Raw genomic sequence first — 24,989 nt, forward strand, 5'->3', positions numbered from 1 at the left:
CTAATTCCAGTAGCATACGCCTTACTCTTCCCGAAGTCGATCATGGTGATTTTTACCCCAGGCAATCATTTCCAAAATCATGGTCTGCAAGGTATCGCAATATGAGGAAGTCGTGTACTCCACGGTGGGGGGCGAGGTGTCATACACCTTGCGCACCACTAGCTTGTTCTGTTCCAAGGCCTTGAGTTCGGTGGATAAGACTTTGGTGGTGATCCCCGGCACGCTCCGCTGGATGTCGCGGAAGCGGCTGTTGCCCTGGTGAACAGCCACCAAGATGGGAAGTTTCCACTTCCCGTTTACTACGTACAGAGTATCCTGAAGATGGCGTATTTGCTGCGCAACGGCGGCTTTGTCCGGCTGTATATCTGGCATCCTTTAGGTAACTGGCATCTTTTGTAAACCAGCTCGGCGTAAATTTACAGAAAGTTTTACCGACGAATATGAATCCGATTCAGAAACCAATCATCCTAGTCGCGGGTGCCGCCGGCCTCCAGGGAGGAGCCGTCGTTACGGCCTTAGTAGCGAAAGGTAATTTCGCCATCAGAGCGATTGTGCGCGATAAGAACAGCGAAGCTTCTCAGGTTTTAGCGGCCAAAAATGTCGAGCTGGTCGAAACCACGTTTGAAGACCTGGAAGGATTGACCAAGGCGGCACAAGGGGTGACCGGTGTCTTCTCCGTGCAAATGGGTAGCCACCCAGGCAACAAGGGGGAGGAAACCCGGCATGCTACCCATTTAGTTTCGGCTGCCAAGGCGGCTGGCGTGCAGCAGTTCGTGCATACCTCGGTGGCGCGGGCTGGGGAGCAAGCACACTTTGTCGACTGGGACAAAGGCCGCTGGGAGCCCTTATATTGGCAGGAAAAAACTGCGGCTATTGAGGCCGTTAAAGCCGCGGGCTTTCCATACTGGACCATCCTAAAGCCTCCGTATTTAATGGAGAACTTGCTCCCCCCCCGGGATGCCGTTATGTTCCCCATGATGGCCCAAGGCAAGCTGAATACGCCCATTGCACCGGATACCAAAGTCGATTGGTTAACGGGGGAGGATATTGGCCGTTTTGCCGCAGAAGCCTTTACTCAGCCGGAGAAATTCAACCATAAAGAACTGTCGCTGGTGGCGGATAAACTCACGATGGCCGAGGTGGCTGAAGCGCTGTCCGCCGTGACCGGCAAACGTTTTGAAGCCACCAGTCTCACCGAGGAGGAAGCGATTTCAAGCGGTTTGTTTAACTGGGGAATCGAGCCCTATATCTGGCAGAACGTGGAAGGCTATAAAATTGACCCCCATGAGGCTGCTGACTACGGTATTCAACCCGAATCGTTGAAAGCCTTTCTAGAGCGCCATAAATCATTCCTGCAAGCCCGATTTGCGGGTTTAGCCTAAGCTAAGGTGTTTATGTAAGACAGATATTAAAAGATCACTGTCTTACATAAACGCTCCTACTTGAGATGAAGCCGCATTTATATATCTGCTCTAAAATGCTTGTCATTAGTAACTAGAAGCTTACTTATTCAAAAGAATTATTCCAACGGATAATCTAGATTCAGGGTCTATACCGCATACTTAATTGACACTATGCGGTACTTGCTATTGCTTGTTCTAGGCAGCACAATCTGCTGTCAATCAATAAAGCCTGAGGAGAAGCCAGCTACTATTCTTGGCAAAGACTTTACATTTTGCGGAGGGTGTGGTGGCTGGATTATTGCCGTTGACTCTGTCCGATATAGGGCAGATCTACTTGCCCCTTTTGATAAGGAAAATACACCCGTGTGGATTCGCTTTGAAGAGGATCAGCGTGACGGGACAAGAAAAAATGGGCGATGGATCAACATCATCTCCATTCGAAACCGATAGCCTAGTTTCGCACAATACACTTTTATTTGAGACGAATCCGTATTCATGTATCTGCTTCAATATTGGGGCGAAAAAAGAGACAAGTTTATGTCTTCAAATTCGGACACAATCATGTCCGATTCCGTACTTAGTATGGATGGCTAACCCTGCTCAATGCCCTAGAACAATGTTGATGGCCTTGGTATGATAGTTGAGCTTAGCCAAGGAGCAATCCCTCATAGATCATACGCCCAAACCACATGTTTCAGAATTACGTTAAGATCGCGCTACGGCAGTTGTGGAAACACAAACTGTTTTCGGCCATCAACATATTCGGTTTTGCCTCGGGATTAATGGTCTGCTTTCTGACCATTGCTCACATCAAAGTGGTCTTCTCCTATGATGACTTTCATCCCAAGCAGGAGCGCATTTACCGCATCATCACCGAGGTAAGCAATGCAAACACCGGCCTCACCACCTACGCAACCACACCTCTGTCGCTGGCCCCAACCCTGAAGCAGGACTACCCCTTCTTGGAAGAGGCCGTTCGGTATATTCCCCTTTCCCGCTTAAACGCTGGCCGTAGTTTCCTAAGCAACGATAAACAACTCAATATCGAGGCTGCGGCCGTTGATCCGGGCTTTTTCAAGCTCTTCGGGTTTCGCTTTGCACAAGGCCGACCCGCCGTCGAGCCATTAACAGCGGTTATTACACCCAAAACCGCCCATCGGTTGTTCGGGGGTGTTGATCCAATAGGCCAAGTTATTCAGCACAAGACCCTGGGCTTAGTGACCATTACGGGGGTATTGACCGAGCCCCCATTAAATTCCCATTTCAAATTTGACGCCCTGTTCTCTTTGGCCTCTTTTCCTCAGGCTTTCCAACCCAGTGACCGCCAGCAATGGAAGTACTACAAACAAGCCTATACCTACGTCTTACTGAAACCGGCCACACCAGTGAATCAGCTTGAGCAGGCATTACCGTCTCTGCTCAAGCGGGCATGGGTGAATTTACCAGCTAGTCAAAAGACAGACTACCACTTCCAGGTGCAGCCACTCACCCAACTCTCGCCCGCTACTCAGCAGTTGAGCGAGCGGATGGTCAATGAGAAAAGCTATACCGAATTAGGGGTGGAATTCCTGATCGGCCTAATAACACTGCTACTGGCCGGTTTTAATTATGTAAATTTAACGGTAGCTCGGTCCATCGGTCGGGCTAGGGAGGTGGGCTTACGTAAGGTGGTAGGCGCCATGCGGTGGCAGCTCATGAGCCAGTTCATGGCCGAATCTGTAATGGTAGCCCTGCTGGCGGTGGGACTGGCCTATGGCATGGCCACCCTGGTCCGGCCACTTCCGGCGGTGCAGCTGTGGTTGATTTCGGGTCAGCGTTGGGATGCCCAATTATGGCTATTCTTGATCGGGTTTGTCCTGGTAGCGGGGGCACTGGCCGGCTGGGCACCCGCCCAAATTTTGTCCGGTTTCCAGCCAGCGCAGGTTCTGAGAAGCTTTTCTGGACTGGGTCTGATGCGGGGGCTCTCGTTTCAAAAAGTCTTGATTGTCGTTCAGTTCATCGTTTCGCTAGTGGCCATGATCTTGCTGGTAACCTTGTACCGGCAGTTTCACTATGTAACCACGGCTGACTACGGGTTTCGGCGGGAGCAGCTGTTAACCCTTCCGCTCAATGCCCAACCCCGGCCGGGGCTGATTCAGGCGCTGAGTCAGGTAGCAGGCGTTGAACAAGTCAGTGCTTCGTCGGCCCTGTTGAACGAGTTGAATCAGATCCGACAGGTGCGCGTCGAGCGAACCCGTAGCGACTCAAGCCGGGTAGTGGTGGTGGATATTGATTCCAATTTTGTCAAGACGATGGGCTTATCTCTGCTGGCGGGCCATAATTTTCCCCATCAGACAGGCCTTGTAGCGTCTCGATTCGTGTTGATTAATGAAGAAGCCGTTCGCGCACTTCGTTTGGGAAATCCGGCCCAAGCCATTGGGCACACGCTTTGGTTGAATGACAGTCTGGCTGTGCAGGTGGCAGGCGTGTTGAAAAATTTTCGATTCTCGTTTCTAGCTCAGCCCATCCAACCCCTGTTAATGCAGTATCAACCGGATCAATTTCGCTATCTCAGCCTGGCCATCACGAAAGGAACCGAAGAAGCGGTGTTAGCCCAAACCAAACGGATCTGGCAACGGCAATTGCCCTATGAACCCTTCCTGGGGACATGGTACGATGCGTATTTGAGCAGTAAGTACGATAACAGCCAGTTTACCGATTTTTTAGCCGTGCTGATTGGCCTTTCGCTCTCGATTGCCAGCTTAGGTTTATTGGGCATAGTAACCTATAATCTGCAAGGGCGCATCAAGGAAGTAGGTATTCGCAAGGTCATGGGAGCGACCGTAGGGCAACTGGTGACCAAGCTATCCTGGGAATTTGGTAAACTACTGGTGACCGCCCTATTACTAGCTTATCCGTTGGGTTATTTGGCCGGCAGTGCCCTACTGCAAAATTTTGCGTATCGGGTGAGCGTCGGCCTGGAAACGTTTGGCCTTTGTGTGGGTGTGCTATTGATACTAGGTGGCTTGACGATTGGGCTGAAAACCTACCGGGCTGCTCAAGCTAGTCCAACCGATAGTCTGCGGACGGAATGAGTAAAGTGGTGAGCATCATACTACCTGCTTAAGAATCTCCAAAAACGCTCCCGCGTGAGACGAATGAGCGTTTATTTATATGTGCTTCAAGAATAGGGCTTTATGTGACGCATTAATCGGATTTAACTCAGCACGCTCTGGAATGAATTTTTCACGCTCAGATAGCTGGACGAACACCATTAAAGCATCTGTTGTGGCAACCCTAGCCGGGAATGATTTAATAAACGATGAAAAGCGGGTTTATCATTGATCCTACTAGCGGCTAAGATCGAATATACATATCAAACTGGGTTCCTTCATTTTGTTCACTGGTCGCCCTAATAATGCCATTGTGATTCTCAACGATTTTTTTCACAATGGCTAAGCCGATACCGGTGCCAGCATATTCTTGCTTGGTGTGCAGGCGTTGGAATAAATCAAATATTTTTTCGCTGTATTGAGAGGCAAAGCCAATGCCGTTGTCTTTAACTGTAATATGACAATAATCAGCATTAGGTGATAGTTTTTCGTTAGTTAAGGTGCGGCCCTTTATAAGGGTGCTTTCTATATGGATGTGAGGTGATCTAGCAGGATTAGAAAATTTAAGCGCATTGCTGATCAGATTAGACAGGAGTTGGCGAAACTGAAACTGGTTGACGTTGGCAAAGCCGAGTTTAGTCGTATCGATGGTGGCCTGTTTTTCGTGGATGGTTTCTTCGAGTTCGCTTCGTATGTCTTCAATGAGTAGGTTGAGGTCCGTGTGTTCAAATTTTCGTTCGGCAGTACTCAGACGGGAGAAGGCGAGTAAATCCTGAATAAGCTGCTGCATGCGAGCGGCTGCTTTTTGTATGCGCTCAAAATAATCCTTGCCATTATCGGTTAATTGATCATGCTCTTTGTCGAGTATACGACTGGCCAGGGTTTGTATTTTTCGCAAGGGCTCCTGTAAATCGTGGCTTGATACATACGTGAATGACTCAAGCTCTTTATTCATTTTTTGAAGGGTCTGGTTTTTTTCGGCCAGTGATTCGTTCGCTTGCTTTAGTTCAGAAGTTCTCGCCACGACTGCTTTTTCTAATTCTTCTTTTTGTTGTTTCTGTTCTTGTATTTCCGTATGGGTACCTACCCATAACATGGACCGTTTTCCGTTTTTACCTTTATAAGCTAAACCTCGGCTTAAATGCCAACGGTATTCGCCTTCTTTATTTAATAACCGGTGTTCCAACTCAAATTGAGTCCCCGTTTCCAGCGAATGCTGCCATTGTTTTTGATAGTTTTTCCAATCATCAGGGTGAATGATCTTTTTCCATCCCCATTCTTTTAGTTCATCTAACGTAAGTCCCGTGTAATTAAGCCAGACGTCATTGAAGAAATCTAAATTACCCTCTTCATCAGTCGCCCATACTTTTTGGGGAATCGTATTGGTAATAAATTGATAGCGTTCCTGTATTTGTAATTGGGCTTCTTCGGCTCTCTTTTGGTCGGTGATATTCTCAATCGCCAGTAGAATTAATTTTTCAGAATTACCTTCCTTTATTTCCCGCGCATTCAGCCGCATGATCCGCTCGCCAACCTTATAAAAGGTATGCGTTAATTCAAAATCATCAAATGTTGATTGTTTAGGGAGAATATTTTCCAGTAATTCTTTCAAGACGGGAATATCCCAATCGTTGTTGCCTAATTCATAGATTAATTTGCCTTCTGTATCGGCTACATCGACCTGAAACGATTGATAATAAGCACTATTGGCCGTTTTCACGCGTAAATGCTTATCCAGTACCAGCAGTGGCTCCCGCACGGTGGCCACAATACCTTCGGCATAATCCCGCGCGACGGTTAACTGTTGATTTAACCCTGTTATTTCCTGGTTGACAACCGTCAGCTCTTCATTGCTACTCTGTAGCTCTTCTTTGCCCGTTTCTAATTCTTCGTTCAAACTTTGCAACTCTTCGCTGCCACTCAGTAGTTCTTCATTGGCGCTTTGCAACTCTTCATTGACAGTCTCCTGATCCTGGGTAATGGCCTGCATGTCTTCTCGGGCCTGCATAAGCTCCTGCTCCAACTGATAGATGCGCAGGTCTTTGTCGTCTTTTTTTGCCTGTGATTTTGGATTTATAAAATCAATCACGGGTGGGGTATAACCCCTTGCATCAGTGTCGTAAAAAAGAACTAGATAATAGGGCTCAACGGTATTGGACAGCGGTACGGCTTCAATGGCAATCGTATGTAAGCGGCCATGTATAGGCAACGGAATAGTTTCTTTGATAACGGGTGCTTGCTCTTTTTTGGCTTTGTGCAAAAGAGTACGCAACTCAAACGCTAACCCGTTACGAGCCAGCCGCAATAGATTATGAGTGGGTTTACCCGCAGCTTGCTCTAAATAGAGGCTGGTAATGCCGCGAAATTGCACAATGTCCATAGCCTCATTGACGATTACACAGGCCGGTGTGTAATGGCTGAGAATCAGGTCGTCGGCTATTTTTTGAAAGTCGGTGCGCAGGCTTTCACTGCTCGAATTTGCCTGGCTTAGATTGACTTCACTGCGTTGGCTGGCCAGATGAATAAACTGGCCAGATCCATCTTTGCGGGTGAATAATTTACCCTTACTGGCGGCTGGTGTAAACAAGTCAGGAACCTGACTAATATCCTCTGATTTGCCCAGTAATAAATAGCCTTTTGGATTTAACGAATAATGAAAGGTCGTAAATACTTTTTTTTGCAGGTAAGGTTCCAAATAAATCAGCACATTGCGGCAACTGATTAAATCCATTTTGCCGAAAGGCGGGTCTTTTAGAAAGTTGTGGGCAGCAAACACACACATATCCCGTATGGGTTTGTTGATCTGGTAATTGCCATTGGTTTTTGAAAAAAACGTTTGTAGGCGTTTGGCCGACACGCCCGCTACTTCGCTTTTTGTGTACATACCGGTGCGTGCTTTAGCAATGGCGGGCTCACTTAAATCACTGGCAAAAATTTGGACGCTTTCTTGGCTATCACCCAACAATTCATGAAAGCCTATCGCCATCGAGTAGGCTTCCTGGCCTGTGCTGCACCCCGCCACCCATATCCGTATCGGTTCACTGGCTGCTTTGTTTTTTACGATAAGTGGAAATACCGTTTCACAAAGATTGTCAAAGACGAGCGGGTCACGAAAAAATGACGTAACGGGAATCAACAGATCCTGATATAAAGCATCCTGCTCAAGTTTATTATCTCGTAAATAAGCCAGATAAATAGCCGGTTCCTCCTGTTTGTTAATCGCCATTCGGCGCAGAATACGCCTACGGATCGTCGTTTGTTTATAGTAGGTGAAATCAGTTCCCTTGCGAACGCGTAGTAAGGAAAGGATTTGGTTAAACACCTCCTTTTTTGGCTCCGCTGGATTTGAGGGATCACTAGCTTTTCCGCTGAGCATACGGGTTATATCCAAGAGTTTTTGGGGTATGTCTTCAGGGGGAAGAATAAAGTCAACGATACCCGCCTGGGTTGCACTAGTGGGCATGCCAGCATACCCTGCCGAGGCTGCATCCTGTGCCATCGTGATGCCACCATTCTTTTTATTGGCTCTTAGTCCCTGCGTACCATCGCTGCCTGTACCCGATAAGACGACCCCAATCGCGTGACTTTGATGAATCTCGGCCAGCGATTCAAAAAAAAGATCGATGGGCAGGTTGAGTTCATTTTTTTTTAGGATGCGGGGGCTTAATTGTAGCACACCATCGTTGGCCACCAACATTTTATTGCTGGGTAAAATATAAATATGGTCAGGCTCTACCTTGATGTCGTCGGTTATTTCCAACACCGGAATGGAGGTGACTTTTTGTAGCAGTTCGGGCAACTGGCTTTCGTGGGTAGGTGCTAAATGCTGTACCAGTACATAAGCCATGCCTGACTGCTCGGGAATGGCTTTTAGTAATTTTTTAAAGGCAGCCAATCCACCTGCTGAAGCGCCGATACCCACCACCGGAAATGAATTAGTGGATTTAATTTTTTTCTTTGCTTGCATGGTGAAATTGGTTTGAATTCACCCTTCAATAACAAAGCGTTCTGTTGGCGGTTGGGGGGTATTGTCTCGCGCGAGTAGCGTAAGTGCCTGCTGAATGACCTGTTTGAGTTGTGAAAAATCAGCCGGTTTGCGGATGCAGTGTTGCGCTCCGTTTTTGTAGAGCAGCTCGGCCACCTCTTGATCGAAAGCGGTGGATAATATAACTACGGGAAGCCGCTTTAAGTTTTCATCCTGTTTTATATCAAACAAACATTCAGATCCACTTTTGCGGGGCATATTGAGATCGAGGAAAAGAACATGGGGCAGGTGTTCAGGATTGTTTGTGAGTAGTTGCATCAGCTGTTCACCGTCATGCACGATAGTGAGCTGTATGGATAGTGGTAACTCACCTAGGGCCTCTTGAAAGAACAGGCAATCGTCTTCGTCGTCATCGGCAAGCAGAATGCGCATCTTATCCATTCTTGAAAGGTAGGCTAAAACTACTTGTCGAACTACTCATCCGACTACAACGTATGGCAATTTAATATTGCCATACGTTGTGGGCGAATGAGTAGTTTTGAAGCAGGATAGGATAAAACGGCTTTCGATCTAACAATAAGGCTAAAATGCTGTTGCAGTGTTGTATCCATTTGGACTCGACTTTTCCGCTCCTGCCTTTTAAGCTGTCGGCCAAGCTACTCCATAAACCGCAGCTTAAATGGTTCCTATCGCATTAATGCCCCCCGATCGGCGCGCCTATACCTCATTTTATGATGGCTATGCGCCTAAATTATGGGGTATTCTTCTATTAGCTAATCTACCAAACTCACAGTCAGAAGAAATTCTTACCCGCACGTTGACAAAGGCCTGGAGTCAACGAGATATACATACTCCAACGGAAAAGCATTTTCTGGGTTGGCTACTTGGTTTAGCTTGTCGCGAAGGATTACCGATTGACTGTTTACAAGACATACTGAAACCAAATTTGTAACGGGGCATACCTACGTCCGATCTCATCCAGACTCCCCTTTGGTTGACTTTTTCGGTCTATTTAATGCGGATATTCTCGGGGTGAGCCTGCCCAAAGAGCTGCTAACAAGCCTATCGCCTGCCATCCAGCATTCACCCGACGGCGAATCCAGTAAATAAATCTAATTGTAAACCGAGAAGCCATATTGCCGGGCTACGTAGTGGACAAATTTGTATTGCCTGACAACCAGGATGTTATCAAAAAATTGCCAACCTCGACTAAACCCTTTACCCTGCTTTATGGCTGGGCTTCCTGGTGTGTTACCTGCCGACGTCATAATCAGGAACGGGTCAAACTCGATCAACTGGTTGATGCGGGCAACTTGCAACTGATTAGGAGATTGCTGCATACCGATAAACAAGCCTGGCTCAACGCGATTAAAACAGCTGGTTTAAGCCGGGAGCAACTTTCTGCCTTTCAAAGATGGGATAACCCGATTGAGGGATGCCGGATCAAGGGTAGCCCCCACCCATCAATGGAGTCGCTTGTCTAGAAAAAAACGGTAACAGAATGGGTACCTTTGCCGTTCCTTTAGAAACGGTTTGGCCCTGAGCGGATGAACAGGAACTTGGCTCCGCCAGGGATACGGGTAAGCGCTCCCAAGGGAGAACGGTTAACCGAAGTAAGCCTGGCATTCACTGATCACGCCTACCTGACCCCAACATCTTCATGATCGAGCCATCATCTCCGCCACCCGAAAACGTCCCTGGCCTATATTCCGATTTACCGTTTCTGGCGGGGGGCGGGGAAATGGGGGAATTGACCCGCACCTTCGACTGGGCACAAACGCCCCTGGGTACGCCTGATCAATGGCCCACCAGCCTGCGCACCACGCTGGGCATTGTGCTGCACTCGGCCTTTCCCATGCTCCTGTTCTGGGGGCCGGAGTTGATTTGTTTTTACAACGATGCGTTTCGACCCAGCCTAGGCATCGACGGCAAACATCCCGCCCAGGGGAAACGAGGCGCCCAACTTTGGGCTGAGATCTGGACGTTTATTGGCCCCCTCATCGACCAGGTGATGCAGACCGGGGAGCCGGTGTACTTCGAGGATCAACTGGTGCCCTTCTACCGTAATGGGCACTTGGAGGATATCTACTGGACCTTTAGTTACAGTCCCGCCTATGGCGATACGGGGCTGATCAACGGCGTCTTTGTGACTTGCATGGAGACGACCGAAAAGGTTAAAACCATCCACCAGCTCGAAGAGAGTAAAAACCAGTTCGCCTTCGCCATTGATTCGGCTGAGCTAGGTACCTGGGAGCTAAACCCCGTCACGGGAGCATTTACGGGTAACGATCGACTGAAGGATTGGTTTGGCCTGTCCACGAACGCTGAAATCCCCCTGAGCTGGGCTATCGCCGTGATGGACGAAGCGGATCGGGACCGGGTGGCTACGACCATTCAGCGGGCCATGGAGTATGCCTCGGGGGGACACTACGATTGTACGTATACCCTGATCCATCCTCAGACTCGGCAGGTCCGCATCGTCCGGGCAAAGGGAAGAGCCTGGTTCAATGAGGACCAGCTCCCTTATCGCTTTAACGGCACGCTGCAGGACGTGACCGAGCAGGCCAGGGCGTTGCAGCAACTGGCCGAAAGTGAACTACAATCCCGCAGTCTGATCGAGCAATCCCCAATACGAACCATCCTGATGACCGGGCCGGAGATGCGAGTTGCCCGGGCCAATGAACCGGTATTGAGGAGCTGGGGGAAAGATGCCACAGTGCTGGGCAAGCCCCTGCTGGAGATCATCCCCCAGCTAAAGAACCAGCCATTTTCCCGGTTGCTTTCGGAAGTGTATGCGACGGGGCAGGCCTATTCCGCTACGGATGCACCTGTTATTCTCCCCCGGGAAGATGGGGAGACTACCCGGTACTTTGATTTTACCTACCAGCCGATGCGGACCACCGCTGGTCAAATTTACGGGGTGCTCTCCACGGCGGTGGATGTTACCGAAAAAGTACGCAATCGCCATAAAATTGAGGAAAGCGAAGCCAAACTGCGTACGGTGGTGGCGAACGTACCGGCTGCGCTGGTGTTGTTGGTGGGGCGAGATCTGATCGTGGAGATGCCCAGCCAGAACTTCATCGATCTGATCGACCGTGGTCCCCACGTGACGGGCAGGCCGCTGCGGGACTTATTGCCCGAGCTGGAAAGCCAGTCCTATCTGCGCATTTTGGATGAGGTGTTTACCTCTGGAAGGCCCTATCAGAGCTACGGGGCACCGGTGGCCATTACACAGGCCGATGGCTCGATGCCCCATAAGTTATTTAATTTAATCTTTACCCCATTAGTAGAGGCTGCGGGGCAAGTATATGCCATTTTGAGTGTGGCTACGGATGTGACAGAAGTGGTACGATCCCGGCAGGCCATCGAAATTGCCCAAATCAGCCTGCGCAATGCCATTGACATAGCTGAGCTGGGAACCTGGAGTTATTCGATCAGCACCCGCCAAATGACCTACTCCCAGCGCATGTTGGACTGGTATGGTTTTGCGCAACCCATTGTAGGGATCGAGGCCATTATTGGTCGTTTTGCCGATGCAGATCAGGGGCGGCACCAATGGCTGTTAAACGCGGAGGTTGACTGGCCTGAGGGGGATTTGATTGACGATGAGCATACGATTATCAACCGACGCACGGGCCAACGTCACATCATTCACTCGGTTGGCAAACCCATCCTTGATGACGCGGGTCGGGTCGTGCGCGTCGATGGAACGTCGCGGGAGGTGACGCTGGAACGCCATATGCAACAGGCGTTGGAAAGTCAGGTCCAGCAACGCACCGAAGAATTGGCCGTGGCAAACGACGCCCTGGCGGCCATCAATACGGAATTAACCCTCAAAAATGAGCGACTCCTGACCGCCAGTAACCAGATCGCTCAGGCCAATCGGGGCCTTGAAGAGGCCAATCGGCATCTCATCCGGTCGAATCAGAACCTGGAGCAGTTCGCCTACATTGCCAGCCACGACTTGCAGGAGCCCCTGCGCAAGATTCAGCAGTTTGGTGATTTACTCCGGACCCGTTATGGGTCTCCTGACGGGGAGGAGTCGCTTTACCTGGAAAGGATGCAATCGGCAGCTAGCCGCATGTCGCAGCTCATCAAAGATCTACTGGCCTTTTCGCGAATCTCCACCCGGCAGGCGGCTACGGACTCGGTTCCCCTGAACCGGATCGTGGAGCAGGTCCTGGAAAACCTATCGGTGGTTATCGGGGAGACCAGGGCCCAATTTCAGGTCGATCCGCTACCGGTCGTGCAGGGGGATGCCTCTCAAATGGAGCAACTTTTTCAGAATCTCCTGAGCAATGCCATCAAGTTTAGCCGAACGGATGCTTCGGGAAGCCGGATTCCTCCCCAGATTACGATTCGTTTTAGCTCGCTGCCAGCTCACAATCTGCCAGCTTCGATTCAGCCCGCCCAGGCAGCTGCTACCTATCAGGCTATCGAGGTCACCGACAATGGTATTGGCTTTGAGGAGAAGTATACGGATCGAATTTTTCAGGTCTTCCAACGGCTCCACGGGAAGCATGAGTTTGCGGGCACCGGTATTGGGCTGGCCATTGTGCAGAAAGTCGTTATGAATCATGGGGGCGCGATTGGGGTAAGCAGTCAACCGGGGCAGGGGTCTACCTTCTGCATTTATTTACCGGTATGAGTGGCTATGTCCCAAGGATTCCGTTACTAGTTATTGCATAGTGTCGAATCATGGTGGAGCGATCATGGCGAATAGTCAACCAGGCAAAGACGCTACATGCTGCGTGTATTTACCTGCCTGGCACGTGTTGATTCATGGGGAAGATCGCTAGAAACACTAGGCTATTTTTAATTAGTAACTAACCTTTGACTCATTCTCTTTAAAGGCTCTATTTGTGCAATGGCCTTTTGCATTGTTTGAGGCAAATGAATATTTTTTCCCCTATCCCCAAAACTACCCAGTATTATACTAAAATGTAAAATCTTTGTAAACTTATCAATTTGTAAACTTGTTTATCATTTTACAAATTAACAAGTTTACAAATTACCCCATATTATAGCACGAAATATACTGTATCTGATACTACTAAGTTCAGTACAATTGCCCAACTTGTAAAGAGCTTCAGACAAATCTTCCCTATCGCCTAAGTCGTTCAAAAAGGCCAAGTATTGGCATCGTTAAAACTAAAACAATCGTTATCAGGATCAACTTAGTATCCCGGCTGAAACTGCGTTCGACGACTACCAGCGAAAGGAGTAACGAAAAGCCAACAGCAAACACGAGAATACATAGGGTCACAAGTAACCGGGCAACGGGGCCACCAGGTCGGCGTTTCTGTAAAAATATAGGAACCATAGAAAGGTCTGGGTAAGGCCGTATTATTCGACTAACAGCAAATCAAATGTGCCGGTAACGGCGTAATCCTTGGTCGAAGGAAGGCCAACCCCTGTGCCAAACAGGGCGGTTTGAAATGTACCCTGAATGCGGTAGAGCTTATCAACGCCCTCTGTTTTGATGAGTGTCGACTCGGCAATGGTTAAAGTACCGTTTCTCGCCTGGTACAGCTGAGGGCCGGGCAGGTTCAGGATCAGATCCGCCTGCGCGCCGATAGGCGTTGGCTTGGTTTCAAAGCCCATTGGGTAAGTGCCTGGCTCAATAGCGTGGATCGTCAAAAGCTGGCCACTGGATTTATATGCATCCGGAACGAACGAGGTCTCCTTATACGCCCTGGGCTGCCCAACGGTGAAATTGGCCGTGATATCCCCGATAACGATTTTGCCCGATACACCCGTATAGGTCTTTGTCGAGGCATCCTGAGCCTCTGGACCTTCAGCCAGTAGGTTTAGTCCACCGCTGATGGCAATACGGCCCGAACCAACATAGCCGGTCAAGGTAGCTGGTATTCGGAGGTAACCGGGTAGCTGGGGCACAGGCGGTGAATCCTTAGTACCGCAGGACCAGAGACTTACCCCTAAAAGAAGGCTAACAATATAAGCAAAATATCCTTTCATTTCCCTTTCCAACCGTGCGACGGTCACTACTTTTTAGGTCCGTATAAAATCGTTTCATTGCGCGATTGCGTAATGTTCTCATAGCGTTTCTTCACCTCTGAGTTCATGTTTGCCCGAAGGGCCATGCCCTTCTGAAAGCATTCAGATATACGCGTATGCAACTCATCGATCATTTTAAGCGGCCCTGTACACCCTCTCCCCTATCCAAGCAGTAATTGTGTAAAATGGAATAAATGACTTCAATCAAAAAGTCATTTCAATATAACTATATCTATAGTTTACACTTTTATTTTTCTATTTTCATTTACCGTTTAATCAACTTTTAGTAACTTAGAATATGTGAAAAAGCTTTGGATTTTTAACAAGAAACTGTCAAAGCTGATCTTAAGTCAGTTAGTTCATATTGCCTGATGTGCATCCTGAAAATGGGCCATCTTTTTATCTCAACGTTCTATGAGTTTACTAGAAAAGTTAACCGGTAAAAACCGTGGCCTTAGTGCGTATGGCCAGTATCAAAGCGAATACATTTATCCTATCCTAGAAGGGCCCTTAAAGAGCCGTATGACCTTCAAAGGCCGGGAGGTTATTGTCTGGAGTTTTAACGATTACCTAGGACTGCAATCGGATGATAAGGTCATACAAACGGAGACCGAGATCGTTAAAAAATATGGTGCTGGCTACCCCGCCGGGTCACGACTCCTGACCGGAAATACCATCTACCACGAACAGTTAGAAGCCGAAATTAGCCAGCTACTAGACAAGGATGTTTTGCTGCTCAACTTCGGCTACCAGGGTATCTTTTCCGTCGTCGATAGCTTAGTGGATCGGCATGATACCGTCATTTATGATCAACAAGTACACGCCAGTTTAATTGATGGCGTAAGGCTTCATCAGGGGCCAAAGTTCTCCTATAAACATAATGATATTCATCAACTAGAAAGGCTCCTATCTAAAGTACAGCCCGGTAGTGAAGTATTGGTTTTAGTCGATGGCGTGTTCAGTATGCGAGGGGATACAGCCAATGTAGCGGATATTCTTAGGCTGAAAGAGACCTATGATTTTACCTTGCTAGTAGACGATGCCCACGGGTTTATGAGCTTTGGTGAACATGGATCAGTAGGGAATCTGATGCCCCAAGTCGATATTTACATCAGCACCTTTGCCAAATCACTGGCCACTACGGGAGGATTTGTGGCTGCTCGTAAAGAGTTTATCGACTACTTTAAGTACAATTTACGGTCGCAGACATTTGGTCGAACCCTCCCCTTACTAACCGTAGCCAGTGTGCTTTTCAAATTAAAGTTGCTGGCAGAAGAGGGTGCCGAGAGACGAAACAAGCTCTGGAAAAATACTCGGTTATTACAGGAAGGCTTGAAAACGCTGGGGTACGATATTGGCAATACCTGTAGTCCCATAACCCCGATTTACCTGACCTGTTCGGAAGAAACAGCTACTGCCTTTCTGGGAGAGCTTCGCTATACCTACGGGGTATTTTGTAGTCCGGTAGTGTACCCTGTTGTGCCAAAAGGGACCCTGATTCTTCGGCTCATTGTAACGGCCTTGCATGAAGAGGAAGACATCATCCAAACCTTGGATGCCTTCGCTAAACTACAGCAAACGTATGCGCTGAACAGCGAACTGGAATACAGTGAAGACCAGTAAAAGCCGCTACTAATTTTCCCTAATTTAAGGAGCGAGCGGGAACAGTACCAAGCTCATTTTTGACTCGCAGTATTGTTGATAAGATACTGATATTCAATTCTTTATCTTATACATAGAACTCAGGTAAGTATATTTAGTAGCATTAAAAACTCAGTTTGAAACTGAGTTTTTAACCTAAACTGCTGATTATCAACTGTCAAAAACTAATTTATAACTGATGTTATGGAAAAAAGTAAGGAGAAAGACAAGCAGGTTTTGATTTCGGCGGATTTGTTTGCCGAGTTTGAACGGATGGCCGATAGTTACGGCCTGTCAAAAAAAGGGCTGTTAGAGGCCATGATTTTCTATTTCAAAGCGACCCATGCGGACCCCAGAGACCCCAAAGCAGACAACCCAACGGACGCCATAAAAGCCTTGGATAAACGCTTAGTCTCCTTCATCCGCCAGCAGGAAAACGAACTGCTTCGCCCTATTAGCGACGATATAAAATTACTCCTTCAACTCATCAGTCAGGACTTACCCAAAACGCTGCGTCAGTCGCAGATACGCACCATTGGCGGAGCATTTAAGCCCGAATTCCAGACAGATCGATTTCGGGCCGTCTATGAGGAGTTGATGAAAAAGACAAACTAATCTACTAATGTTTTCCTAAGATGATAGCCAAGATTACGAACGGAGGCAAAGGGAGCTGTATTGGATTAGTACAATACTTAGAAAAAGAAGGTGAGGGCAATTGGTTCACACACGACAAGGGGAATATGGATGCATCGCAGGTGGTATCCACCATTGACGCGAACCGGAAGCACTTAGGGCAACAGGACGATAAATACTATCAGGTCATTTTGAGTCCGAGTCAATCAGAGCTAACTCACTTGGGTAATAACCGTCACCAATTGGAGTCGTTTACTCGGGGAGCCATGGACCAATACGCTTCACAGTTTGGAAAGGGGATAAAGAGTGCAGACCTCGTTTGGTTCGCCAAGATCGAGCAAGCGCGAACCTTCTCTCATACTGATAAAGCTGTGCAACAACAGCAACGCATCGAGGGTGAATCCAAGGAGGGACCCCAAACTCACGTGCATATCATCGTAAGCCGAACGGAGGATTTAACCCGGTATCAACAAAAAAAACAGGCTGGCGAAATTGACCGTAATCACCCGCTAAAATTAAGTCCCGCTACCAACCACCGGGCGACTAGTCAGGGAGCCGTGCAAGGCGGGTTTGACCGAACCGAATTTAAGCAAGCAGTGGAGCAACAGTTTGACCGGCAGTTTGGCTATGAGCGGCCCTTAAACGAAACGTTTCAGTATGCCAACACCTTGCAGAAAGGCAGTCAGGAAGAACGCCTAGCCATGCGTTTAGAAGCCCTAAGACAACAACCCAATTACCTCCTCTCGGAGCGATCAAATCAACGCAGCGAGAAAGCCGAACAAGAACAAATTCCGCAGCAAAAAAAAGAGGACTTATCCCTCTAATAATCTTTATCTAGTAGCTTCTTCTCAACGATAATTTAGTATCTACATGACTGTATTAATTTATGCCATTGGTATCGGTATACTCTCGGGAAATTTGATCATGATGGCGATGGGTTTTCTGCGGCACTTAGGAATTGATTTTATTCCTGATTTGGCCCTGCGCATGGTTTTCTACACGCGGAAAACCCATTTCAATAACCATGTACTTTGGAATAAACTGTGGTTGCGTTTTGGGGTAATGGCCCTTGTGATGATTTTTTGCGGGATGATGCTTTCCCCTATCTTAAAATTCTTTTTGGGCAAGGGTTCCACCTTTACAGCTTGGTTTTACATGACCCTGGTGGTAACCGGTGTATATGGCTATTGGATTCATACCGGTAAGCCCCTGTTTCATTGGCAGGCAGAACCTGAGCCGGTACCCGATGATCAGCCCCGCTTTTCGTTTATGACGGTAGATGGTATTATTGAGCTTCGTAATATTTTCCGAGGTATTTTTATTTGCGGAGGTCCGGGCACCGGCAAAAGCAAAAGTCTTATTGAGCCCATTATCCAGCAGTCCGCAGCCGCCAACTTTACGGGTATTTTATATGATCGAAAATTCCCAACCTTGTCCGAGGAAGTAGCAGGTGCATATGCGGCCAGTAGCGTTACCACTTATTACGTGAATTTTACGGACTTGACCCGTAGCCACCGGATTAACCCCGTTAGTCCCAAAATCATTATCAATGCCAGTTACGCCCGTGAAGCAGCCCTGACAACGTTTAGTAATCTGGATTACAAATCAAGCTTAAAACGGGACATTTGGCTACAGACCGCCGAAGCCTTATTAACCGGTAGTCTTTGGTTTTTGCGCAATAATTACCCTCAGTTTTGCACCCTACCCCACGCGAGTAGCCTCATCATTGAAACGCAACCAAAGCCTTTGCTCGAACTGTTAAGCACGGATGAGGAAGTACGTGGATTGGTCGCTGCTATTACATCTAGCCAGGAATCAGAAAAGACCCTGGCCAGCATTTTCACAACCGTTCAAAGTTATTTAGCCGTGCTAAACACACCTGAAATCTTTTGGGTTATGAGCGGGGATGAAGTACCCTTAGATTTAAACAATCCTGAGAAGCCAAGCTTTTTAGTGGTGGGCAACGATGCCGACTTACCCACTACGTACTCCCCATTAATTTCTCTTATCATTGCAACAGCTACCAAGCGAATGAATAAACCGGGCAGGTTGCCTAGCATCATTATTTTGGATGAGGCCCCTACCCTATTCATTCCGAACTTCCACGAGCTACCCGCCACCGCGCGGTCTAGTAAAGTGGCCACCGTGTACGCCGTACAAGACATCTCACAAATGGAAGGCCAATTAGGGCCGCAGCATTCAGAGATGTTACTAGGTAACCTGTCCAATCAGTTTTATGGCCGCTCAACCAACCCTAAAACCCTGCAACGGGTAACAACTCTGTTTGGCAAACAGGATGTAGAATATCAAAGTGTATCCTCTGGCAGAAGTTCGGGGGATCGAAGTTCCTCCAGTAGCCAAAACGTAAGCACCTCCATTCAGCAACGGGACCGCTTACCCATGCAAACGATTCGAGACCTCCAAACGGGCCAGTTCGCGGGCTTTATTGCTGAGGGAAGTACAAATGAGTTTGTCACTCAGTTTATGGCCCCCCAATCAAAAGCGAAAACCATCGAGCCGTTTACGACGGTCAGCGAGGCCGAAAAACGGGCCAACTTTCGGCAAATTAAGGAGGATGTTCGCCAAATTGTACGGGATAATATGAAACCGTCTAAACCTGATTCCCCCACTGAACCCCGCAAACCGGATCAACCCGAGGGCCCAGAACCGCCTGAAGGTCCAGAAAAGCCCGACGGTTGGGAGCATTTTTCTTAACTAAATTGATAGACACAGCTTTAATATATGGGTAGCCGTGTTAACGGCTACCCATATATCATATTAGCCTAACTAGTTTTCAACTTTTTATATCTTTAACAAAGCGCCCCGGATAGGATTCCGTTTTCTCATGGCATGAATGGCAAAGTGTTCGCCCATTGTTTATGTCCCAAAGAGCATTACAACAACGCGCCGACTCTATACTAATCACCCTGTTTTCTTTGACCAACAAGGTAATACTTATAATATGGTCAGCCTCTATAACCCGCTTACGCCCATTTCTGGCCCCGCAGTGCTGACAGGTGAATCGGTCCCGTATAAACACTGCCCGTTTCCAATTTTCATATTCATCCATCTGGCGAATAAGGCGGATAAGGTTGCTTACTGAAACAACCTTATCCAATGATTTACTTTTCATTATTCAGCCTCTTCCAAATGGGACGCTATAGCCTCTTTAATTAGAGGGTCTAACCCATCAATAAGAATTTCAAGTTGGCGCGAAAGCGTGTGCACCTCATCGGCCAGTAAGCGGCCATGTTTGGCTACCATGCAGGGGTTTTTGGCCAGTAGGTAAATATTGCGAAGGGTCTCGATTTGGACGTAGAAACTGCCAGTAGAAACCAGGGGCAAGCTAACCACTTGCTCATAGGGGTTTGGTACGCAGTCAGAAACAGCGTAATTTTGCAGCGGTTGCATTTGACTAGATAGTTAAGTGTGACATTCGCCCCTTCGCTTCCTTCCGCCAAGATGTCAGCGTTAGGGGCTTTTTTGTTGTCGTTTGACTCTATAAATATAGAAAAAATTATGGATATATCCATAATTTTTTATGAAAAAAATTTAACCTAAAATAATGTCAAAGGAAACACCCAGAGTGTCTGCAACTTTTTGGATTGTCTCTATTGTAAGATTCTGTTTACCTACTTCATATTGATTTACAGTGCCAACCGATAAGCCAATCTTGTCGGCTAATTCTTTTTGGGTTAACCCTTTCGCTTTTCGAGCCTCCCGTATCCTTTGGCCAACCCGCTGTTTTACGTCTTCCATTTTTTATTTAACAATCAACCTATTAAGGCAATGTTATTCTCGTAAAATTACGAATTATGGAACGTTCCAGACTGTATACCTTTCATTTTGTAGAAGATACATTAGGTTCGAGCAAACGGTATAATTGACGTGGCCACATGAATCCACCCAAGACCGTACTTAAGCGCATGGCGAAACCAGCCAAGATTCGGTCCAGACGCAAAGTCAAATGATTGAGCGTAGTTACGCCCAGCGTAGCGTGGCCGGATACGGATTCAGGACGTGCTAGAGCTAAACACAAAGGAAATCTATGGCCAACTGGTCGAGTCGCAGTCTTCGGCTACCCCTTAGTATATCCAAACTGCAAAGTATCAATGTTCAGTAAAAAAGAAATAATAATTATTGACATAAACCCATGAAATAAGGTTAATACATATCCTTATTTGAGCAAATAATATGTCGTCAAAATAATAGGACTACATACAAAAATCAAAGGTGATTTTTCCACCAGAAGTAAGTCCACATAAACGTTCCAAATCTTGGAAATTGATCAAATGAGCCTTTTTCACTGTTAACGTCTGATGTGGCCCTAATTCATCAATAAGATGACTTATTTGTCTAGCCGAAAAATCTTCAGCCGACACAACTGCATTCTGTACATTTTTGAGTACAGTACTTACACCGAGTTGAAGTTGATCACTAGTGTTCATAATATTGAAAAGTAAAATTGGCGATATTAATTATTATTGGAAAAAGTATTTGGCTCGTTATTATAATTTATGTCAAAAACCCAAGGAAAATTATAGTATTGAACACAAGTGGTTTCCCACCAAGAACCATTGGACTTTTGCTGTTTAGCCAGTCCGATCCAATACCGCTTCTTTGCTTGATATTTTCTTAACAAGCTATACGTCTCCAGTATTTGATTTAATGTAGCAGTAGTTGTATCATAGGTTACAAAGGTTACTCCCAAAGGTTCTAAGGTCGAACCTAGGGAGGTTATTCCGATAATTTCTTTTTTGTATTTCTTACTGTAAGTCTCTTGTATGCGCTTAATCAATCTTTTACGCATTTCAGAAGAAATATTTAACAACTGCTCTGTTATTTCACTAAATCCTGGAGTTCCAATTTTTTCAATATGCATTATAAGACTTACCCATTCATCTTCAACTATAAGTTTAGGCTTATCACCCTTTTTTAAATAGTGCTCATCAAATTTTGTTAAATAATCAGTATCGATACTAATATGAGTAATATCTTCATACTCTGGATCGGATGGCTTTTTTATGCAACCCATCTCTAAATACCATCCAAATGGCGTTAATTCGTCGTGAAAAACAAATAAGCCTTCATTTTGAGAACTGATCCTTTGTTTGATATAATGTAGTAGTATTGAAGGCGAAGCAGGTAAGATTGATGTTATAGTATCTAAATCATATATAGACATTGCTAAAGGGTATTCATTAGATTTAAAAAGCCCTAAAAAACGTAACTCCTTTATTCTCGCTGACAAAATACCTAACGATTCTAGTGTTAAACTAATAAAAATGTAATCTGTTAATTTATGAATTTCAGTATTAGATTGAAAAACAAGCTCATTGTTCATTTGCAATCTAAAACTAGTATCTGGATTGGTCTCTATATAATCTCTCACTCTTACTCCTTGGTAATAAGAATCTTCAACAAGTTTTTTAATGGCATTTTTAAATGATTTTTCTGCTCCCCTACGTGCAGCATAATTCAGAGAACCTGACTTAGCTTGAACTATAATTAATTTATTATCATATGGTATTAACAAATCAATTTCTTCAATATTTCCATTAAAATTATATATTACGTTTTTGTGTACAGAGGCTTTTGGAAAAATCCTCAAAAAATATTCCTCAGCTTTATCTTCTACAAAATATGCTTTAGCTTTCTGGTAACGGTCCCATACTCTTGTAGGTGGACTCGCTAATTTCTCATCTTCTAAAATCTTTTCAAAAAAAGCCGGTAATGACGATATTACATCAGTTGGAGCAGGACAGAAGTATTTTCTGTTCCAGCTAATAAAAGGTTTATAAATTAATACACTGTCAATTAAAACATCGCTATTAATTAATTGATCTCCTTGTTTGCTACTGTATGTATTTAAATATTTCTCAATTTTATCACTTTCTACGTATTTGAAACTGGCATCTTGTATTAATTCATCAATGGTAAATTGCAAATCTTTGTATGTATATAATGAATCTAAGTATCTAACATAAAAATCAAAATATTTTTGTGAATCTTCCTCATTCTTTGAAATTATTACTTTTGTAAAATCAGTATCAGCTTCGGGATTATTTAAAAACTGTACTACTACAGAGTTCATATGAGATAGCCTTCTATTATTATTAATTTTATTTATTGTATATTCATTTATAAGCTTTCCAATTGTTAAAAAATCCTTTGGAGATAGCCCGAATTTATTTATAAACATATCTGAAACTCGGTTGTCAATATAATTGACAAAACTTTCTGTTTGGTGATGATAACGCTCTGGGTTTAATGGACGTATCATCTTCATAGTTTGCCTATGGCCTTGAATTACAAATGATTTATTTTTTTCTTCTTCATCTGTTACACTTAAATATGGACTATCCTTGAGTAAATAACTGATCGATTTATTAATTAATGTAAATAAATTTTCAGCACTTATATCTGGCTTAACTTCCCATTCGGACATTTGCAAGGAAAGACCACATAGTAAATGAATTATTGGTAATTCTCTCAAATTATAAGCTATGCTATACTCATATACATCTTCATCTTCTCTAATATAAAAACTCATCTTTGTAAGTTGAGTCAATAAATTAAAAGTGTTAACAGAAGATATAATTTTATTTATATCTTGTAAAATTAGTATAGCTTCTATTTTGTTTTTTTCTTTTAACTCTTGCCAGCTTAGGTTATTAAGTAACTCGTCAGTCGAATTATCCATTAGAATAACATTAAAGTTTAATTTTTAATTAAACGACAGTCCAAGTCTCTCATCTTTCCAATCACATTGAGATAATTCTTCTATAAAGGGACACCCTCCCATACAAGTTTTTTGAAAAGCGCAAGAATTACATCCGTTGTTGATAATATTATTTCTATATTTTTTGAAATAAACATTATTCTGCCAAATATCTAACATGTTCGTAGTTTTCAGATCACCAAACCAATCTGTATTAGTCATAAAAGAACAAGGCATCATTCTCAAATTTTCGTCTATGTAAGCAGAAAACCTACCTGCATCACAACCTTCATAAAATTCTGAATTAACGTTTACATACTTTACAACCCCTGAAATACTACAACTATCAAAGCCTATTTTTAAAGCTCCTGCACATTGATTTACTAGACTATAAAATTCCTTTATTTTATTTTTATCTTTAAGTAATAATGATAAATCAGGTTTTCTTCCAATCGGTTTATAGTTTAAAAATATAAGTGAATTAATGCCTTTCAAAAAACTAGGCGGATTTCTAAGCCAGCTTATTGCTGTATCGATGGAGTTACTATCTGTTACAAAATGAACATTTGCCTTGATATTATATTCAAATAGTTGTTCGAGAGAATTTCTAAATTCTGTATATGGTTCATATGCACTAATAGCCACTGAACCACACAGTTCCTTTGTTGCTGTTAGTATTTCTTTATTCAACCCTCTACCGTTTGTTGTGTAACAAGGCACAATCCCATTTTCAACAGTCATTTGCAGAATATCTACAAAATTTGGATGTTGATTTGGGTTTCCTCCTCCAATAGCCACTTGGAATACATCAAGTTCTCTTGCTTGATTCATAATTGATTTGTAGTCATTGAGGAGCATATGACTACCTTTAGGAGTCGATTTCCTGTAACAGAAAGTACAGCCTTTATCGCACCAATTTGTTATACTTATATCTAATAATTCTGGACCATGCATTGACCATAGAGGTTCAGGAAAGCCCTCATTTTCAGCTCGGACAAAGTATCCTGTCTTTTTGTTGAAAAAAACAGAGTAATGCTGATCGTCATACTTTTTATGTACAATATGATTTTCTTTACCAACCATCTTCTTGAGCGTCTATATATAACTTGTCACTTTCGATAATAAACTCGTCTGTACAGAAAAAACTCTCTGTCTCGTCATTGTCACTGCTTAATTGCCCAATGTACACAATTTTACCCTTACTTTCAGCATCTAAAATCTTAGGTAAGATTTCTTTTCCACTCTTCCAAAGTCTATGCTCTACGAATTCCTCGAAGCTTGAGTAACTGTCTGAGTAATTTCTTTTGTAATATTCACGGGCAGATTTCAAATCTTTGCTAAATGCCCTAAATAATGCTTTATACACATCTAGAAATTGTGAGTCATCTTTAATACCCACTGCATCAATAAAGTCCTTAAAATTAAATTCACCATCACTAATTATTACAAATGATGTTGAAGAACTGTTGGTAACAAAATCATATCGTATTTTCATC

Annotated in this window: 20 protein-coding genes; 10 read left to right on the top strand and 10 right to left on the bottom strand. The window is 45.0% G+C overall.

Translation table 11 applies throughout. The annotated features are described in order from the left end of the window. Window positions 1-21: 21 nt before the first annotated feature. Entirely contained in the window at window positions 22-372 is a 351-nt protein-coding gene (locus tag ACYVGO_RS20005; protein ID WP_460970756.1) for a winged helix-turn-helix transcriptional regulator, read from the bottom strand. Between the two features lie 68 nt (window positions 373-440). Between ACYVGO_RS20005 and ACYVGO_RS20010 the strand changes: the two genes are divergently transcribed. From ACYVGO_RS20010 to ACYVGO_RS20020, 3 genes are all read left to right on the top strand, one after another. Then, window positions 441-1,382, top strand: a complete 942-nt coding sequence (locus ACYVGO_RS20010; protein ID WP_460970757.1) for an NmrA/HSCARG family protein — start codon at window positions 441-443, stop codon at window positions 1,380-1,382. Between the two features lie 192 nt (window positions 1,383-1,574). Beyond that, window positions 1,575-1,853 (top strand): hypothetical protein, encoded by a 279-nt coding sequence (locus ACYVGO_RS20015; RefSeq protein ID WP_460970758.1) that lies wholly within the window; start codon window positions 1,575-1,577, stop codon window positions 1,851-1,853. 239 nt (window positions 1,854-2,092) lie between these two features. Next, window positions 2,093-4,477, top strand: coding sequence for an ABC transporter permease (locus ACYVGO_RS20020; protein WP_460970759.1), 2,385 nt, complete (start codon window positions 2,093-2,095; stop codon window positions 4,475-4,477). A gap of 262 nt (window positions 4,478-4,739) precedes the next feature. On the opposite strand, the gene ACYVGO_RS20025 is transcribed toward ACYVGO_RS20020, so the two are convergent. Next, on the bottom strand, window positions 4,740-8,462 hold the full coding sequence (locus ACYVGO_RS20025; RefSeq protein WP_460970760.1) for a chemotaxis protein CheB: 3,723 nt from the start codon (window positions 8,460-8,462) through the stop codon (window positions 4,740-4,742). An 18-nt stretch (window positions 8,463-8,480) separates the two neighbouring features. Then, window positions 8,481-8,921 carry a response regulator gene (locus tag ACYVGO_RS20030; RefSeq protein WP_460970761.1) on the bottom strand — a complete coding sequence of 147 codons (441 nt, stop codon included), beginning with the start codon at window positions 8,919-8,921 and terminating at the stop codon, window positions 8,481-8,483. A 238-nt stretch (window positions 8,922-9,159) separates the two neighbouring features. On the opposite strand from ACYVGO_RS20030, the gene ACYVGO_RS20035 reads away from it, so the two are divergent. The 3 genes from ACYVGO_RS20035 to ACYVGO_RS20045 all read left to right on the top strand — a co-directional run bounded on the left by ACYVGO_RS20035 (window position 9,160) and on the right by ACYVGO_RS20045 (window position 13,128). Next, window positions 9,160-9,432, top strand: a complete 273-nt coding sequence (locus ACYVGO_RS20035) for a hypothetical protein (RefSeq protein WP_460970763.1) — start codon at window positions 9,160-9,162, stop codon at window positions 9,430-9,432. Between the two features lie 199 nt (window positions 9,433-9,631). After that, entirely contained in the window at window positions 9,632-9,964 is a 333-nt protein-coding gene (locus tag ACYVGO_RS20040) for a hypothetical protein (RefSeq protein WP_460970764.1), read from the top strand. Window positions 9,965-10,140: 176 nt separating this feature from the next. Next, window positions 10,141-13,128, top strand: a complete 2,988-nt coding sequence (locus ACYVGO_RS20045; protein ID WP_460970765.1) for a PAS domain-containing protein — start codon at window positions 10,141-10,143, stop codon at window positions 13,126-13,128. A 698-nt stretch (window positions 13,129-13,826) separates the two neighbouring features. Here the strand turns inward: ACYVGO_RS20045 and ACYVGO_RS20050 are convergent. Further along, window positions 13,827-14,378, bottom strand: a complete 552-nt coding sequence (locus ACYVGO_RS20050; RefSeq protein WP_460970766.1) for a hypothetical protein — start codon at window positions 14,376-14,378, stop codon at window positions 13,827-13,829. 534 nt (window positions 14,379-14,912) lie between these two features. Here ACYVGO_RS20050 and ACYVGO_RS20055 point away from each other — a divergent pair. From ACYVGO_RS20055 to ACYVGO_RS20070, 4 genes are all read left to right on the top strand, one after another. Next, window positions 14,913-16,121: an aminotransferase class I/II-fold pyridoxal phosphate-dependent enzyme gene (locus ACYVGO_RS20055; RefSeq protein ID WP_460970767.1), complete on the top strand. Its 1,209-nt coding sequence runs from the start codon at window positions 14,913-14,915 to the stop codon at window positions 16,119-16,121. 222 nt (window positions 16,122-16,343) lie between these two features. Beyond that, the gene (locus ACYVGO_RS20060; RefSeq protein ID WP_460970768.1) at window positions 16,344-16,754 is read left to right on the top strand and encodes a BfmA/BtgA family mobilization protein; all 411 of its coding nucleotides are present in this window, start codon (window positions 16,344-16,346) and stop codon (window positions 16,752-16,754) included. A gap of 20 nt (window positions 16,755-16,774) precedes the next feature. After that, window positions 16,775-17,596, top strand: a complete 822-nt coding sequence (locus ACYVGO_RS20065) for a DUF5712 family protein (RefSeq protein ID WP_460970769.1) — start codon at window positions 16,775-16,777, stop codon at window positions 17,594-17,596. 46 nt (window positions 17,597-17,642) lie between these two features. Then, window positions 17,643-19,487, top strand: coding sequence for a type IV secretory system conjugative DNA transfer family protein (locus tag ACYVGO_RS20070; RefSeq protein ID WP_460970770.1), 1,845 nt, complete (start codon window positions 17,643-17,645; stop codon window positions 19,485-19,487). A gap of 417 nt (window positions 19,488-19,904) precedes the next feature. Here the strand turns inward: ACYVGO_RS20070 and ACYVGO_RS20075 are convergent, their stop codons facing one another. From ACYVGO_RS20075 to ACYVGO_RS20100, 6 genes are all read right to left on the bottom strand, one after another. Next, window positions 19,905-20,183, bottom strand: coding sequence for a hypothetical protein (locus ACYVGO_RS20075; RefSeq protein ID WP_460970771.1), 279 nt, complete (start codon window positions 20,181-20,183; stop codon window positions 19,905-19,907). Window positions 20,184-20,324: 141 nt separating this feature from the next. Then, window positions 20,325-20,531 (bottom strand): helix-turn-helix domain-containing protein, encoded by a 207-nt coding sequence (locus tag ACYVGO_RS20080; RefSeq protein ID WP_460970772.1) that lies wholly within the window; start codon window positions 20,529-20,531, stop codon window positions 20,325-20,327. 455 nt (window positions 20,532-20,986) lie between these two features. Next, window positions 20,987-21,220, bottom strand: coding sequence for a hypothetical protein (locus ACYVGO_RS20085; RefSeq protein WP_460970773.1), 234 nt, complete (start codon window positions 21,218-21,220; stop codon window positions 20,987-20,989). Between the two features lie 26 nt (window positions 21,221-21,246). Beyond that, a complete protein-coding gene (locus ACYVGO_RS20090) occupies window positions 21,247-23,475 on the bottom strand; it encodes a hypothetical protein (RefSeq protein WP_460970774.1) in 2,229 nt (742 codons plus the stop codon). Between the two features lie 24 nt (window positions 23,476-23,499). After that, the gene (locus ACYVGO_RS20095; RefSeq protein ID WP_460970775.1) at window positions 23,500-24,576 is read right to left on the bottom strand and encodes a radical SAM/SPASM domain-containing protein; all 1,077 of its coding nucleotides are present in this window, start codon (window positions 24,574-24,576) and stop codon (window positions 23,500-23,502) included. After that, window positions 24,566-24,988 carry a hypothetical protein gene (locus ACYVGO_RS20100; RefSeq protein WP_460970776.1) on the bottom strand — a complete coding sequence of 141 codons (423 nt, stop codon included), beginning with the start codon at window positions 24,986-24,988 and terminating at the stop codon, window positions 24,566-24,568. The genes ACYVGO_RS20095 and ACYVGO_RS20100 overlap by 11 nt, the downstream gene beginning before the upstream one ends. Between the last annotated feature and the right edge of the window lies 1 nt (window position 24,989).

Source organism: Spirosoma migulaei, from assembly GCF_054776855.1.